Raw genomic sequence first — 15,831 nt, 5'->3', positions numbered from 1 at the left:
CGCTTGTCGAACACGAGACACCGGCGATCCGCTCCCTGTGACAGGCGCCGTTCCGTGACCCGCGCCACAGGTCGCTACTCGGTGAGGGCGGCTCGCTCGCGGGCGGCGCGGACCGCTGCCGAGAGGCTCGCGATGTCGTAGGCGCCGTGGTGCCTGCGTCCGTTGACGAAGAAGGTGGGCGTGCCCGCCACGGAGCTGAGATCGGCCGACTCGACGTCCGCGGCGACGCGCGGGGCGCCGGCGTGTTCGTTCAGGTCCCGTTCGAAACGCGGGCCGTTCAGGCCGAGGTCGGACGCATAGGTGAGCAGGTCGTCGAACCGCAGGGCGTCCTGGTGGCCGAGCAGCAGGTCGTGCATGTCCCAGAACCGGCCCTGGCGCGCGGCGGCCTCCGCGGCCTCGGCCGCGAGCCGGGCGTTGATGTGCACGTCGGTCAGCGGCAGGTGGCGCCAGACGTAGCGGACGTCCCCGAAGTCCGCGAGGAGTTCGCGGACGACCGGTTCGGCCCGTCCGCAGTAGGGGCATTCGTAGTCGCCGTATTCGACGATGGTCACCGGCGCGTGTCTCGGCCCCCGCACGTGGTCCTCGTCGGGGTCGACGGGGGCGGCCAGATCGATGATCGTCTCCGCCTTGCCCAGCAGCGCCCGGCGGCGGAGCGACGGCGGCAGCACGGCGATCACCGCGGTGACCAGGCGGGACGTCAGGAACGACAGCAGCAGCGTGCTGAGCACGCCGATCTTGGCGTCCGCCAGTTCCGCGCCCTCGAAGGCGTGCGTCGCGATGAGCAGGGAGACGGTGAAGGCCGCCGCGGACAGCGTGCCCCCGGCGGTCAGGGCGCCCCAGCCGACCGGGAGCCGGACGCGCCCGCGCGAGGCGGCGGTGGTCAGCGCGGACGCGGCGACGACGCCGAGCGGTTTGCCGACGACGTAGCCCGCGACGATGCCGAGGGTGATGGGCGAGGCGAAGGACTCGGCCAACCGGCCGCCGCCCACGTCGATGCCGGTGTTGGCGAGCGCGAACACCGGGACCACCAGGTAGCTGGTCCACGGGTGGTACATGCGCTGCAGACGGTCGTTGGGAGAGATCGTCGAGGCGATGCCGGCGCGCAGGTGCCGCTCCAGTTCGGGGGTGGGCTGTTCGCGGAACAGCCGGAACAGGCCGCTGGCCCGCTCCAGGTCGGCGCGGCCGGCCGGGTAGGCGTAGGTGAGCAGCCCCATGGCCAGGCCGGTCACGATGGGGTCGACCCCCGAGTCGAGCAGCGCCGCCCACATGACGACCCCCAGCAGCGCGTAGACGGCGCCCGCGTGCACGCCGAGTCGTCGGACGAGCAGGATGACGGCGAACGCCGCGATGCCCACCGCCAGGGCGGGCACCGCGAGCCGGTCGCCGTAGGCGACGGCGATGACGCCGAGGGCGAGGAAGTCGTCGACGACGCTCATCGTGAGGATGAACATCCGCAGGCCGGGCGGCATCCGGCGGCCGACGACGGCCAGCAGGCCCAGCGCGAACGCGGTGTCGGTGGACATCGCGACGCCCCAGCCCTGCTCCGTCCCGTGGCCCGCGTTGATCGCGAGGTAGATACCGATGGGCACGATCATGCTGCTGAGGCCCGCGGCGAGCGGCAGGGCCAGCCGCCGGCGCTCGCGCAGTTCACCGATGTCGAACTCGCGGCGCGCCTCCAGCCCGACGACGAAGAAGAACAGCGTCATCAGGCCGCTGTTGATCCACTCGCGCAGGTCGAGCGAGATCCCGTGCGAGCCGAGCCGGAGGGACAGGTGGGTTCCCCAGAACGACTCGTACGCCGACGGCGCCGCGTTCGCCCACACGAGCGCGATGAGCGCCGCCGCCACGAGGACGGCGGCGCTTCCGGTCTCGGTGCGCAGGAAGTCGCGCAGCGGTGAACGCGAACCGCTGCCGCACTGCGTCCGCCCCGTGAAGTCGGCGGGTTCGAAGGCCATGGTCGGGTACTCATTCGAGCGGTCGGTCGACGTCCGGGTCGCCCGCATGGCCCCCGGACGCGGTGCGGTGGTCAGCCGCCGGAGATGTGCCCCCGAAGCACCGTGTCCATGCCGACGGGCGCGCGGCCGATCAGCGCGGCCAGCGTCGGATCGACGGCGGCGAACTCACCGTCGCGGGCGGCGGCGAACATGCCCAGCAGTTGGTCGGCGGCCGGGGCGGGGACGCCGCGTCCGGTCAGCCCGGCGCGGAACGCGTCGTCGGGCGCGGCGACCCGGGTGACGGTGCGGCCGGTGACCTCGGTGGCGATGCGGGCGAGGTCGTCGAAGGTGAGCGCCCGCGCCGCGGTGAGCGGCGGGGTGGGGCCGTCGAAGCGTCCCTCGTCGGCCAGGACGGCGGCGGCCGCGGCGGCGAGGTCGGCGTGCGCGGTCCAGCAGACCGGCCCGTCCGCGGGGAGCGCGACCTCGCCGGATTCCAGCCCGGGTTCGAGGAACCGCACCGCGTTGTCGGCGTGGAACCCGTTGCGCAGCGCGGTGAACGGCACACCGGACGCGCGGAGCGCGTCCTCGGTGGCGGCGTGGTCGCGGCAGGGCTGGAAGCGCGACGAGGCGCTCGCCCCCATGTGGCTGGTGTAGAGGACGCGCCGGGCGCCCGCCGCGACGGCCGCGCCGATCGCGGCGCGATGCAGCCGGACGGCCTCGTCGGCCGTCTTGTCGACGGAGACGATGAGCACCTGGGCGGCGCCCTCGAAGGCGTGGGCGAGGCCCGCCGGATCGGCGAAGTCGCCCTTTCGCACCCGAACGCCCAGGTCGGCGAGCTCCTGCGCGTTCCGCGGGTCGCGGACGCTGGCGCCGATCCGGTCGGCGGGGACGCGGGCGAGCAGATTCTCGACGATCTGCCGGCCGAGCCGTCCGGTGGCTCCGGTCACGATGATCACGATGTACTCCAACGGTTGTTTCCAGTGGAACCAGTTTGAGCGTAACACTGATATTAACGTTGGAACTCCAAACGCGATATCGTTGATACATGGCACCACGTGCAAGCGGCGACGAACCCGCCTCCCCGCCCCCGGGGCGCGAGCAGACCCGCCTGCGGGTCATCGAGGCCACCATCGACCTGCTGGCGCGCGCCGGACGCGACGCGGTCACCACCCGCGCCGTCGCGGACGCGGCGGGCCTGCAACCACCGGCCATCTACCGGCTGTTCGGCGACAAGGACGGGCTGCTGGACGCGGTGGCCGAGCACGGCTTCGCCGCGTTCCTCGCCGCCAAGCGCGTCGACCCCGCCCCGCCGGACCCCGTCGCGGACCTGGCGGCCGGATGGGACCTCGCGGTCGAGTTCGGCCTGGACAACCCCGCCCTGTACACGGTGATGTACAGCGAGCCCACGAGAACCGGCTCGGCCGCTTTCGAGACCGGCATGGAGATCCTCAAGGGCCGGATCCGGCGCATCGCCGCCGCCGGGCGGCTCCGCGTCGGCGAGGACCTCGCGGCCACGATCGTCCACGCCACGGCGCGCGGCGCGGTGCTGACCTGGCTGTCCCTGCCGGAGGACCGCCGCGACCCCGCCCTGCTGACGGCACTGCGGGAGTCGATGGTCACCGCCGTCACCACCGAACGGCCGGCCGTCCGGGAGGCGGGCGCCGCCGGAGCCGCCCGCGCTGCGCGCCGCGCTGCCCGAGCGGACGTCCCTCAGCCGTGCCGAGCGGCTGCTGCTCCGGGAATGGCTGGACCGCCTCGCCGCGGACGGATGATGCCGGGATCGTGCGAACGATGTACTCGGGATCGTCACCGTGGAGGACGAACGGGCGCCCTCCCGCCCGCGACCCTGGAGAGACCAGCACTCCACGGGAGCCACGATGGAATCACGACCCGTCCCCGATACCGAGCGCGCGGACCTGCGGGCGTCCGACGGCGACCGCGACGCGCTTCGAACGCCTCGGCGACGCCCTCGCCGAAGGCGCCCTCGACACGGCGGAGTACGACCGCCGGTTGCAGCGGGCCGCGTCCGCCGTCACCGTCGGCGACCTGCGGCCCCTCACCGCCGACCTGCCGGTCTCGCGGGCGGCGCTCGCCCGGCGGACCGCCGCCCGCGAGGCCGCCCGAGCCGAGGCCGACAAGCGCGAGTGGCGCAAGGAGTGGGGCTACTGGGGCGGCGGCGCGTTGATCATGACGACGATCTGGGCCGTCGACGCCGTCCGCGACGGGCAGTGGGAGTTCTACTGGCCGCTGGTGCCGCTCGCCATCTGGGCCGCCGTCCTGCTCTCCTACGCGCTCTGGCCCGACCGCAAGCGCGACTGACAGTATGTTCCGCCGTGGATTGGGTGGAGCGGGTCACGAATCTTAACCAGTGGCGGCGGGGCGACACGCGAGCGCCGCACAAGCCGTTGCTGCTGCTGTACGCGCTGGGGCACTTCCAGAACCACGGCGACGAACCGATCGTCTACCGCGACGCCGAAGACCGGCTCGGGCACATGCTGGACGAGTTCTGGCGCAAAGGCAGCAGCCCCGCGTACCCGTTCCACCACCTGACGAACGACGGGCTGTGGCACGTCCGGACCGACGACGGCGGCGGCAGCCCCGGCCCGAACGTGGGGCCGCTGCGGCGGTCGAACGCCGCCGGGAGGTTCACCGACGAACTGGTGCGGGACCTGCGGGACGATCCGGGCCTCGCCGCCCGGCTCGGCCGCGCGATCCTCGATGCGAACTTCGAGCCGTCGCTGCACGAGGAGCTGTGCGCGCAGGTGGGCCTCGCGGTCGACGGGGCCCGCAGGCGCGACCGGGACTTCCGCAACCTCGTGCTGATCGCCTACGAGTCCCGGTGCGCGTTCTGCGGGTTCGACGGGGCCCTGGAGGGGACGGCCGTCGGGCTCGACGCCGCGCACGTCCAGTGGTGGGCGTTCAACGGGCCCGACGACGTCGCCAACGGCGTGTGCCTGTGCACGCTGCACCACAAGCTGTTCGACAAGGGCGTCCTCGGCATGACCGTGGACGGCCGGATCACCGTGTCGACGATGTTCGTGGGGCGCGGCGAGGCCGCGCGGGCGCAGGTCTTCGCGCTCGCGGGCCGTCCGGTGATCCCGCCGCAGGCGGCGTTCCCGGCCGTGGCCGCCGAGCGGGTGGCGTGGCACGGGCGGGAGGTCTTCCGCGGCGAGCCGCGGGCCGCGTGACCGGGCCGCCTGACCGGGACGCCGGCCGGGACGGCTTGAGCGGGGCGTGCCCGGCGGCCGGACACGCCCGCGCGCTCACATGTTGATCATGTGCCCCGCGAGGCCGTGCACGGCCTCCTTGACGGCCTCGCCCAGCGTCGGGTGGGCGTGGATGTTGCGCGCCACCTCGTGGACGGTGAGGTCCCACTGCTGGGCCAGCGTGAGCTGCGGCAGCAGTTCGGTGACCTCCGGGCCGATCAGGTGGGCGCCGAGGAGCTCGCCGTACTTGGCGTCGCTGATGACCTTCACGAAGCCGTCGCCCTCGCCCATCCCGAGCGCCTTGCCGTTGGCGCTGTAGGGGAACTTGGCGACCTTGACGTCGAAGCCCTGCTCCTTCGCCTGCGCCTCCGTCCAGCCGAACGAGGCGATCTGCGGCTGGCAGTAGGTGGCGCGCGGGATCATCACGTATTCGAGTTCCATCGTCTCGGCGTCGGCGATGGTCTCGGCGGCGACGATGCCCATGGCCTCGGCGGCGTGCGCGAGCATCAGCTTGGCGGTGACGTCGCCGATGGCGTAGATGTGCGGGACGGACGTGCGGCAGCGGCCGTCGACGTCGATCGCGCCGCGCTCGGTGAGCCCCACCCCGGCCTTGTCGAGCCCGTAGCCCTCGACGTTCGGCTGGAAGCCGATGGCCTGCAGGACCTTGTCGGTCTCGATGACCTGCTGCTCGCCGGCCTTGCCGGTGATCGACACCTTGACCTTGTCGCCCGAGTCGTCGATGGAGTCGACGCGGGTGGAGGTCAGGACGTCGATGCCGAGCTTGCGGTAACGCTTGGCGAGCTCCTTGGAGACGTCGGCGTCCTCGTTCGGGACCATCCGGTCGAGGAACTCGACGATCGTGACCTTGACGCCGTAGTTGTGCAGGACGTACGCGAACTCGACGCCGATCGCCCCGGCGCCCGCGATCACGATGCTCTCCGGCAGCTCCGAGCTGAGGATCTGCTCCTCGTAGGTGACGACCCGCTCGGACAGGGACGTCCCGGGCAGCAGCTTGGTGTGCGCGCCCGCGGCGATGATGCAGTTGTCGAAGGTGACGGTGTCGGACGAACCGTCCGCCTTCGCGACCTGCAGGGTGTTCGGGTCGGTGAAGGTGCCCCGGCCGTCATAGGAGGTGATCTTGTTCTTCTTCATCAGGAACTGGACGCCCTTGACGAGCTTGTCCGATACCTGGCGGCTCCGCTGGAAGGCGACGCCGTAGTCGAAGGACACCTGCCCTTCGACGTTGATCCCGTAGGTCTTCTGCTCCTGGGTGAAGATGTGCGCGAGCTCGGCGTTGCGCAGCAGCGCCTTCGAGGGGATGCAGCCGACGTTGAGGCAGACCCCGCCCCAGTACTTCTCCTCGATGATCGCCGTCTTCAGCCCGAGCTGTGCCGACCGGATCGCGGCGACATATCCACCCGGGCCCGCGCCCAGGACCACGACATCAAAGTGTTCGCTCATATCCACTGACGATATTCCGCCGCGGGCGGTGCTCGCATCCTGGTCGCGCGTGAGACGGCCCCCGGTGGGGAGGGAGACGTCGCCGAGCGGACGGTACGGTCACGTACTGTTGTCTCGCCGGCGGTGTGGAACAGGGCGAGCCCACCCGGTCGTTGTCGGCAGATGTTCGTCCCGCCCGGAACCGGAGGAGAAGACGAGTGCGGATCCCCAAGCGCGTCAACGCCGTCCTGGACTGGATGGAGCAGCACTTGCGGGCACTCGCGATCGTGTTCGTGCTGGTCGTGCTGGTGCTCGTCCTCGTGGCGCTGGTGACGGCGCTCGTCCCGCCGGCCGTCGGCCTGCCGGTCGCGGGGTTCGTCCTCGGGGCGTCCGCGGGCGGTTACATGATGCACAGCCGGATGGCGCGGCGGGTCGCGCGGGCCCGGCGCGAGGTGGACGACCTGCTGCGCGAGAACGGGGCGCTGCGGCACCGGTACAACGTCATGGCCAGCGGAGTGATCACGCGGGAGGCGGTGGAGACGCAGGCGATCGTCCCGATCCCGGAGGACGATCTGCTGGACGCGTCCGACGACCCGCAGCGCACCTGGAGCCTGCCCGAGCTGACCGACGAGCTGCTCGGCATGGGCGAGGACGGCGACGGCGACCGCGACCGTGACGGCGACGACCTCGACGACGACCTCGATGACGGCCTCGACGGCGACGCGGACCCGGCCGGGGACACCGCGGACCTCGAAGAAGCGATCGAGGAGTCGCGCAGAGGGTGACCGGTCCGCCCCCCGGAGTTAGCTTTGTCGATCTTCGGGCAGGGTCCAGGGCCGGGAGGTGCCGATGAGCTCTGAGTCCGGAGCGGCGCCCGCGGAGCCGGAACCGGGATCGGCGGGCGGCGAAGCGGAGGTCGACGAGGCGGCGGTGCGCAAGGCCGTGATCGCCTCCGCGATGGGCAACTGCATCGAGTGGTTCGACTTCGGCGTGTTCAGCGCCGGGGTCATGACCGCGATCATCGGGGAGGTCTTCTTCCCCGAGGATTCGGCGGGCAGCGCGACGCTGCGGTCGTTCGCGCTGATCGCGGCGGCGTTCCTCGCCCGTCCGTTCGGCGGGCTGTTCTTCGGCCCGATGGGCGACAAGCTCGGCCGCAAGCGGGTGCTGGCCACCACGATCATCCTGATGTCCGGCGCGACGTTCGTGATCGGGATCCTGCCCAGCTACGCGGTGATCGGCATCGCCGCGCCGCTGGTGCTGCTGGGCGTCCGGCTCATCCAGGGGTTCTCGACGGGCGGCGAGTACGGCGGCGCGGCGACGATGATCGCCGAGTACGCGCCGACGAACAAACGCGGGTTCTACGGCAGCTTCCTGGAGCTCGGCACGCTGGTCGGCTACATCCTCGGCGCGGGCCTGGTGCTGCTGATGACGGTCGTGCTCGGCGACGAGGCGATGCGCGACTGGGGCTGGCGGATCCCGTTCCTGGTCGCCCTGCCGCTCGGCATCGTCGGCCTGTACGTCCGGACGCGGATCGAGGACACCCCGACGTTCCAGCACATGGAGGAGGCGGGCAAGAAGGCCGCGTCGCCGCTGAAGGAGACGCTGCAGCACTACAAGCGCCGGATCCTCCTGCTGATCGGCATCGTGTTCCTGCTGAACATCGCGGACTACACGATGCTGACGTTCATGCCGTCCTACCTGATCGACTACCTCGACTACGACGACACGTCGTCGCAGCTGGTCACGATCGGGGTAGAGGCGGTGATGATCCTGTTCATCGTGCCGCTGGGCGCGCTGTCGGACCGGATCGGCCGCAAGCCGCTGCTGATCGCGGCGGCGGTCGGGTTCTTCGTGCTGGCCTGGCCCGCGTTCGCGCTGATGCAGACGAACGACACGCTGGGCGTCCTGGCCGGGTACGCGATCGTCGGCGGGCTGCTGGTGCTGATGCTGGCGGTGATCGGCTCGACGTTCCCGGCGATCTTCCCGACGAACGTGCGGTACGGGGCGTTCGCGATCGGCTACAACATCTCGACGTCGCTGTTCGGCGGGACGACCGCGGTCGTGGTCGGTTCGCTGATCAGCGTGACGGACTCGAACTACGTGCCCGCGTTCTACCTGATGCTCGCGGCGGCGGTGGCGTTCGTGCCGATCCTGAAGATCCCGGAGACGGCGCGGGTGCCGATCGACCGGGTCGGGAACGAGGACACCCCGGAACTCGAAAGTTCCGGGGTGAAATGACCATTCTCTTGTGATCTACCGCTTTTGTCAGCGGGCGAAATGCCGGCGGGCCCAGCCCACCAGCGAGCCGGCGATCACCAGGCCGGCGACGGTCTCCATTACGAGTGCGGTCCACACGATCACTGGGGGCCTCCTCTCGGTTCCACCGGGTCCCTCTCGCCGGAACCCGCTGCGCATCCAGTCTCAACAACAGGATGCGCCCCATGTTTCCGTGCTACGGCCGTTGAAACCGGTGATTTGTCCCACTTTGGAGAGCCCTGACCTGCGGCGAAACCTGAGCGAATCGTAAAAACCGGTGGTCGTCGCGCTGCTCGCCGGGACGTCCGGACGAGCGTCCGGCGGGACGCCATCACGGCGGGGTTCGACTCCTGTGACCCCGGGGTAAAGCAAGGGTGAAGGTGATCGCACGTTGCGCCCAAGCCGTTACCGTCGGTAGCGTCACCGTTGGCAGGGCGGACGGTGCCAGCGGAAAGACCGGGTCGAACATCGACCCCGTCTTTCCATGTCCGTTCGACCATTTCCGAAGCGAACGGCGACGAATCGGTGGTGTGCACGTGACGGAACAGCAGTTGAGCCTCGGCACTTCGGCGGCACGGAATCTGGCGACCACGACCAAGACCGTCCCGCAGATGCAGGGCATCACCTCCCGCTGGCTGCTCCGGCTGCTGCCCTGGACGGAGGCCAAGGGCGGCGCCTACCGGGTCAACCGGCGGCTCACCTACACGCTCGGCGACGGCCGGGTGACGTTCGTGACGACGGGCGCGGACGTGCGCGTCATCCCCCGCGAGCTGTGCGAACTGCCCCCGCTGCGCGGCTACGACGACGATCTGGCCCTCGACGCCCTCGCCGGACGGTTCGTCCAGCACGAGTACGAGCCCGGCGAGGTCATCGTCGAGGAGGGCCGGGCCGTCGACAAGGTCGTCCTCGTCGCGCACGGCAAGCTCAGCCGTACGACGGCGGGCGAGTACGGCACCGAGGCGGTGCACGGGACGCTCGCCGACGGCGACTTCTTCGGCGACCAGGCCCTCCTCGGCGAGGAGGAATCGCCCGAATGGGACAGCACGGTCAAGGCGGTCACATCCTGCACGCTGCTCACCATGAGCGTGACCGACTTCCAGGAGACGCTCGGGCAGTCGCCGACCCTCCAAGCCCACCTCGACGAATACCGCAACACCCCGGCGCGCGCGCACAACGCGCACGGTGAGGCGCTGATCGACCTGTCGGCCGGTCACGCGGGCGAGCCGACGCTGCCCGGCACGTTCGTCGACTACGAGGCCGCGCCGCGCGAGTACGAGCTGAGCGTCGCGCAGACGGTCCTGCGCGTCCACACCCGCGTCGCCGACCTGTACAACCAGCCGATGGACCAGGTGGAGCAGCAGCTCCGGCTCACCATCGAGGCGCTGCGGGAACGCCAGGAGCACGAGCTGGTCAACAACAGCGACTTCGGGCTGCTGCACAACTCCGCCCTGTCGCAGCGCATCCACACCCGCAGCGGCCCGCCCACCCCCGACGACATGGACGAGCTGCTCACCCTCGTCTGGAAGGAACCGGCGTTCTTCCTCGCCCACCCGAAGGCGATCGCCGCGTTCGGCCGCGAGTGCAGCACCCGCGGCGTCTACCCCGAGCACGTCGACGTCCTCGGCCAGCGGGTCCCCGCCTGGCGCGGCGTGCCGATCTTCCCCTCCGACAAGCTTCCGGTGAGCAGCCGCCGCACCAGCTCGATCCTGCTGATGCGCACCGGCGAGGCGGCCCAGGGCGTCGTCGGCCTCCACCAGACCGGCCTGCCGGACGAGTACCAGCCGGGGCTGTCGGTGCGGTTCATGGGCATCGACGAGAAGGCGCTCATCAAGTACCTGGTCAGCGCCTACTACTCGGCGGCCGTCCTGGTGCCGGACGCGCTCGCGATGCTGGAGTCCGTCGAGATCGCGCACGGAGCCTGACGCCCGCCCGGGCGTCCCCGGCCGGAGGACGCCGCGGTCCCGGCCGCGGGTGCGCTACAGGGGCGCGCATCCGCGGCGCCCCCCACGCCCCGCCGAGGGAAGGCCCGTCATGTCAGTCTCTTCCTGGAACGACGCGCCGCCGCGACCGCCCGCCGAGGTGCTGGCGTGGAGCCGGGCGCTGCTCGATCCGGCGCTGCGCGCGGCGATCGACGAGCTGCTCGACGCGACCCGCGACATCGCCGAGTTCCACTTCGGCTGGCGGGACGCCGAAGGCCGCCCCGCGGCGGGCGACGCGGGCAAGGCCGTCCGCCCGGCGCTGGCGCTGCTGTCCGCGGCGGCCGTCGGGGGGACGGCCGCCGCGGCGCTGCCCGCCGCCGTCGCCGTCGAGCTGGCGCACAACTTCTCGCTGCTGCACGACGACGTGATGGACGGCGACGCCACCCGGCGGCACCGCCCGACCGCCTGGACGGTGTTCGGTGCGAACGCCGCGATCCTGGCGGGCGACGCGCTGCTCGCCGCGCCTTCGAACCTGGCGGGCGGCCCGCCCCGGCGTCGTCCGTCCGGACCCTCGGCCGCGCCGTCCTCGAACTGGTCGAGGGGCAGGGCGAGGACCTGTCGTTCGAGCGGCGCGCGGCGGTGCCGCTCGCCGAATGCCTGGCGATGGCGGGCCGCAAGACGGGCGCGCTGATCGGTGCGGCGTGCGCGCTCGGCGCCGTGCACGGCGGCGCCGCAGCCGGGCGCGGAAGGCGGCCGCCCGGCGGGCCGAGCTGCTCGGCTCGTTCGGCGAACGCGTCGGGCTGGCGTTCCAGCTCGCCGACGACCTGCTCGGCATCTGGGGCGACCCGGACGTCACCGGCAAACCCGTCCACTCCGACCTGCGCAACCGGAAGCAGTCGCTGCCGGTGGTCGCGGCGCTGGAGTCCGGCACCCCGGCGGGCGGCGAACTCGCCGAGATCTACCGCCGCGACGCCCCGCTCGCCGACGCGACGCCGCCCGCTCGCCGCGCTCGTCGAGCGCGGGCGCGCGCGAGTGGGCGGCCCGCGAAGCCGACGCCCTCTGCGCGGCCGCGCTCACCGACCTGGACGCGGCCGACCCCGCCCCGACCGCGGCGGCCGAACTCGGCGCCCTGGCGCACCTGCTCACCCACCGCGACCACTGACGCGTCGTCCGCGCGCCGGTCAGGGGACGCGGCGTCGGCCGCGTCTCCCCGACGGGGTCAGCCCTTGATCTCCGTCCATGCCCGCGTCCACCGGTCGTACGGGACGCACTCGTCGCCGCGGTCGTCGCCGCACTGCTCGACCGGCGTGCGCCAGAACGCGATGCGGTCGTAGAACTCCCGGTCGCCGACGCGGTACGTCTCGCAGAAGCCCGCGGCGGTGTACCGGCACGCCTTCGGGTTCGCCGGCGCCTCCCCGAACCACTGCCCGACCTGCGCCTGCACCTTCGGCGTCGTGACCCAGTTCATCCACTGGTAGGCGCAGGACGGATGCTCGGCCTTCGAGGACAGCATCCAGGTGTCCGACCAGCCGGTCGCGCCCTCGCTCGGGATGGTGGTCGCGATCGGGATCTTCTGCGCCTTCGCCAGGTTCGCCGTCACCTGCCAGGCCGTCCCCGCGTAGTTCGAGCCGATCTCGAAAGACTGGAGTTCGTCCAGGTAGTTGTGCCAGTACTGGTTGACGTTCGGCCGCTGCCGCCGGAGCAGGTCGACGGCCGCCGCGAACTGCTCCTCGTCGAGCGCGTAGACGTCCTCGATGCCGAGTTCGGGCCGGTGCGCCTTCAGGTAGAGGGCCGCGTCGGCGATGTAGATGGGGGAGTCGTAGGCGACGACGTGCCCGGCGGCGGGCGAGTCCTCCTCCCACACGACGCTCCACGACTCCGGCGGCCGCGGCAGCTTGTCCGTCCGGTACATCAGGATGTTCGCGCCGTACCCGTGCGGGACGCCGTACATCTGGCCGTCGACGGAGTTGTACGGCTGGTTCTTCAGATACGGCGCGATGTCGCCATAGTTGCGGAGAAGGCGGGTGTTGACGGGCGCGACGAGGCCCCCGTTGATCAGCCGCAGGCTCGCGTCCCCGGACGCCGACACCCCGTCGTAGCGTCCCGTCTCCATCAGCGCGACCATCGCGTCGGACGTGTCGGCGATCTTCGCGTTGACCTGGCAGCCGGTCGCCTTCTCGAACGGCGTCACCCAGTCGACCTTCGGATCGTGCGACCCGTCCTCGGCGTACCCGGCCCACACCACCAGGTCGAGCCGCCCCTCGCCCTCGCCGATGTCCTGCCGCATCGGCAGGTCGGGCGGCGCCGACGGGGTCACGGCCGCGTCGTCGCCGCCGACGCACGCGCCGTCAGCCGCGACGATCGCCAGCGCGCCCGCGGCGAGCACGGACCGTCCGCGGCGGCGCCGGGGCCTGACGGGACGGGCGCGCCGGCCGGACGTTCGGACGGTGCGTAGGGGACTCGCGGGGTATTTCGGGCATCACGCCGGATGATCGTAGAGGTATTTTCGGGCGTCCGTACATACCTACCGTGATGATCTCGACACGCGGCCCGCCGCGTCCTAGGCTCTCCTGACGCTCCCCCCAAGATCCCGCACAACCGAAAGTTCCCCTGAAAGTGGCACATCGAGGCCGTTCCGCGGCCCCCGCGGTCCCCGCCGTCCAGCCGTCCGACCAGGCCGAACAGACGACCCCGGCCGCGCCGGAGCGGCGCGGCCCCAAGGCCGCGCGGTTCCGCTCCATCCGTTTCAAGGTCGTGCTGATGGTCACCGTCTCGGTGGTCTCGCTCGCACTCCTGTGGACGTTCGCCGCGAACATCGCGCTCGGCGAGGGACTGAACCTGCGGCACGTCGAGACCGTCCAGGACCACTACGCCTACCCGGCGGGCGCCCTCGGCAGCGCACTGCAGGAGGAACGCCGGCTCTCGATGGTGTACCTCGGCGGGCGCGACACCACCGCCGGCGCCGCGATGGAGTCCGGACGGCTCGTCACCGACCGGCAGGCCGACCTGTTCCGCGAACTCGCCGTCCACGAGGAGGACGTGCCGGGACGGACGCGGCGGCTCGCCGACAAGATCCTGCAGACCCTCGACGGCCTCGCCGAGCGGCGCCGCGCCATCGACTCCGGCACCATCGACCGGCGGCGCGCGTTCGCCGACTACACCGCGCTGCTCGGCGACGTCGGCGCACTGCAGGGCTCGCTCGTCACCCTCGACAACGCCGAGGTCGCCAAGGACGCGCGCAGCCAGGCCGAACTGTCCGAGGCCCGGGAGGCGCTCGCGCAGGAGAACGCGTGGCTCGCCGGGGCCCTCGCCGCCGGGGGCATGACGAGCGGCGAGCACTCCACGTTCGTCCAGCTCGTCGGCGCGCAGCGCACCCTGTACGCGCACGCGGCGGCCGACCTGCGCCCGGACGAGCGCGCGTACTACGAACGCGTCGTGCAGTTCCCCGCGTACCGGCGGCTGCACGCGCTCGAAGAGCACTTCGTCGGGTCGCGCAAGGCCGTCGCGAACGCCGGTGAGGCCGGACGGCTGTGGAAGACCACCGTCGACTCCAACCTCACCCGGATGCGCGGACTCGAACTGTCGCTCGCCGCGGGCGCCGAGAAACGCGCCGAACCGATCTCCGACGAGATCATCACGCGGGTCGTCCTCGCCGGGCTGCTCGGTGTCCTCGCCGTCGTCGCGTCCCTGGTCATCGCCGTGTGGGTGGCGCGCTCGATCATCCGCGAACTGGCCCGGCTGCGCCGCGAGGCGATCGACCTCGCCGACGTCCGGCTGCCCGGCGTCGTCGCCCGGCTCCGCCGCGGCGAGGAGGTCGACGTCGCCGCCGAGGCCCCGCCGCTCGCCTTCGCCGCCCGCGAGATCGACGAGGTCGGCGAGGCGTTCAACGCCGCCCGCCGCACCGCCATCCAGGAGGCCGTCGCCGAGGCGACGCTGCGCCGCAACGTCGGCGAGGTGTTCGTCAACCTCGCCCGCCGCAGCCAGACGCTGCTGCACCGCCAGCTCAAGCTGCTGGACGCCATGGAGCGCCGCATCGAGGAACCCGACGACCTCGAAGACCTCTTCCGCGTCGACCACCTCGCCACCCGAATGCGGCGGCACGCCGAAGGCCTCATCATCCTGTCCGGGCGGCCGCCCGGCCGCGGCTGGCGCACCCCCGTCGCCGTCGTCGACGTCGCGCGCGCCGCCGCGTCCGAGGTCGAGGACTACACCCGCGTCAACGTCGCCCCGATGGCCGGCGCCGCCATCGTCGGCCCCGCCGTCGCCGACATCATCCACCTGCTCGCCGAACTGATCGAGAACGCCACCGTGTTCTCGCCGCCGCACACGACCGTGCAGGTCCACGGCCAGGCCGTCGCGCACGGCTACGGCATCGAGGTCGAGGACCGCGGCCTGTCCATGGACGCCGCCTCGCTCGCCGCCGCGAACGAACGCCTCGCGACCGCCGAGGAGTTCGACCTGTCCGACAGCGGCCGCCTCGGCCTGTTCGTCGTCGGCCGCCTCGCCCGCCGGCACGGCGTCAAGGTCACGCTGCGGACCTCCCCGTACGGCGGCATGACCGCGATCGTCCTCATCCCCGAGGAGCTGGTCGTCCGCCCCGACGACCCCGACGACCCCGACGGCCGCCCGCCATCACCACCCGCCGCGCGGAGGAGGCGCTCGTCCCGGCGGGCACGGTCGCCGCCCCGCCGCTCCCCGCCGAGGACCGCGGCTCCGTCCTCCGCCTCCCCGCCACGATGGTCGACGCGGACACCTTCGGCACGGACGGGACGCACGACGCCGACCGCGGCCCCCCGCAAGACGCCGCTGCCCCGCCGCCGCCGCGCCGCACCCTCCGACTCCCCGAGCGCCGAAGTCTCCTACCCCGCCTTCCCGACCCCCGAGGGCCCGCAAGCCGAAGGCCCGCGCCCCGAAGTCTCGTGGTCCGAAGGGGCGCGTCCCGAGGTCCACGCCCCGAAACCCCGCACTCCGAGGGCCCGGGTTCCGAGGCTCGGGTTCCGAGGACCGCTTCGAGGGGCCGTACTCCGAGGGCTCGGGTTCCGAGGGCGGCGCTCGGAGGGTTCGCACTCCGAGGGG

At 72.1% G+C, this 15,831-nt stretch carries 12 protein-coding genes and 2 pseudogenes; 10 read left to right on the top strand and 4 right to left on the bottom strand.

Going from position 1 to position 15,831, the window contains the following annotated elements; genetic code table 11:
* Positions 1–74: 74 nt before the first annotated feature.
* Together BJF79_RS34820 and BJF79_RS34815 are read right to left on the bottom strand one after the other, a co-directional pair.
* Positions 75–1,955, bottom strand: a complete 1,881-nt coding sequence (locus tag BJF79_RS34820; RefSeq protein WP_075903872.1) for a Na+/H+ antiporter NhaA — start codon at positions 1,953–1,955, stop codon at positions 75–77.
* A 71-nt stretch (positions 1,956–2,026) separates the two neighbouring features.
* Positions 2,027–2,890: an NAD(P)H-binding protein gene (locus tag BJF79_RS34815; protein WP_075903870.1), complete on the bottom strand. Its 864-nt coding sequence runs from the start codon at positions 2,888–2,890 to the stop codon at positions 2,027–2,029.
* A gap of 89 nt (positions 2,891–2,979) precedes the next feature.
* Here BJF79_RS34815 and BJF79_RS67685 point away from each other — a divergent pair.
* From BJF79_RS67685 to BJF79_RS34800, 4 genes and pseudogenes are all read left to right on the top strand, one after another.
* Positions 2,980–3,129 (top strand): annotated as a pseudogene (locus BJF79_RS67685) (hypothetical protein); the annotation flags it as partial.
* Between the two features lie 143 nt (positions 3,130–3,272).
* Positions 3,273–3,950: pseudogene (locus BJF79_RS67680) on the top strand (hypothetical protein); the annotation flags it as partial.
* 171 nt (positions 3,951–4,121) lie between these two features.
* Positions 4,122–4,253 carry a hypothetical protein gene (locus tag BJF79_RS63030; RefSeq protein ID WP_262403003.1) on the top strand — a complete coding sequence of 44 codons (132 nt, stop codon included), beginning with the start codon at positions 4,122–4,124 and terminating at the stop codon, positions 4,251–4,253.
* Between the two features lie 14 nt (positions 4,254–4,267).
* Entirely contained in the window at positions 4,268–5,122 is an 855-nt protein-coding gene (locus BJF79_RS34800; RefSeq protein ID WP_075903816.1) for a phosphorothioated DNA-binding restriction endonuclease, read from the top strand.
* A 75-nt stretch (positions 5,123–5,197) separates the two neighbouring features.
* Here the strand turns inward: BJF79_RS34800 and lpdA are convergent, their stop codons facing one another.
* Positions 5,198–6,601, bottom strand: a complete 1,404-nt coding sequence (gene lpdA / locus BJF79_RS34795) for a dihydrolipoyl dehydrogenase (protein ID WP_075903814.1) — start codon at positions 6,599–6,601, stop codon at positions 5,198–5,200.
* Positions 6,602–6,798: 197 nt separating this feature from the next.
* On the opposite strand from lpdA, the gene BJF79_RS34790 reads away from it, so the two are divergent.
* The 5 genes from BJF79_RS34790 to BJF79_RS63020 all read left to right on the top strand — a co-directional run bounded on the left by BJF79_RS34790 (position 6,799) and on the right by BJF79_RS63020 (position 12,089).
* Entirely contained in the window at positions 6,799–7,365 is a 567-nt protein-coding gene (locus tag BJF79_RS34790) for a hypothetical protein (protein ID WP_075903812.1), read from the top strand.
* Between the two features lie 64 nt (positions 7,366–7,429).
* Positions 7,430–8,818 (top strand): MFS transporter, encoded by a 1,389-nt coding sequence (locus BJF79_RS34785; protein WP_083734469.1) that lies wholly within the window; start codon positions 7,430–7,432, stop codon positions 8,816–8,818.
* A gap of 554 nt (positions 8,819–9,372) precedes the next feature.
* A complete protein-coding gene (locus tag BJF79_RS34780; protein ID WP_262403002.1) occupies positions 9,373–10,758 on the top strand; it encodes a family 2B encapsulin nanocompartment shell protein in 1,386 nt (461 codons plus the stop codon).
* Between the two features lie 109 nt (positions 10,759–10,867).
* Positions 10,868–11,446 carry a polyprenyl synthetase family protein gene (locus tag BJF79_RS63025; RefSeq protein WP_262403001.1) on the top strand — a complete coding sequence of 193 codons (579 nt, stop codon included), beginning with the start codon at positions 10,868–10,870 and terminating at the stop codon, positions 11,444–11,446.
* Positions 11,447–11,456: 10 nt separating this feature from the next.
* Positions 11,457–12,089, top strand: a complete 633-nt coding sequence (locus BJF79_RS63020) for a polyprenyl synthetase family protein (RefSeq protein ID WP_262403000.1) — start codon at positions 11,457–11,459, stop codon at positions 12,087–12,089.
* On the opposite strand, the gene BJF79_RS34770 is transcribed toward BJF79_RS63020, so the two are convergent.
* Positions 11,975–13,141, bottom strand: coding sequence for an ABC transporter substrate-binding protein (locus tag BJF79_RS34770; protein WP_075903808.1), 1,167 nt, complete (start codon positions 13,139–13,141; stop codon positions 11,975–11,977). The two genes, BJF79_RS63020 and BJF79_RS34770, sit on opposite strands and share 115 nt — an antisense overlap.
* 230 nt (positions 13,142–13,371) lie before the next feature.
* Between BJF79_RS34770 and BJF79_RS34765 the strand changes: the two genes are divergently transcribed.
* The coding region (locus BJF79_RS34765) for a nitrate- and nitrite sensing domain-containing protein (RefSeq protein ID WP_075903806.1) at positions 13,372–15,831 on the top strand (2,460 nt) is incomplete at its 3' end.

Source organism: Actinomadura sp. CNU-125 (genome assembly GCF_001942465.1).
Taxonomy (GTDB): Bacteria; Actinomycetota; Actinomycetes; order Streptosporangiales; family Streptosporangiaceae; genus Spirillospora.
Note: the sequence above shows the minus strand (reverse complement) of the source record. Positions and strands in the feature narration are given on the sequence as shown.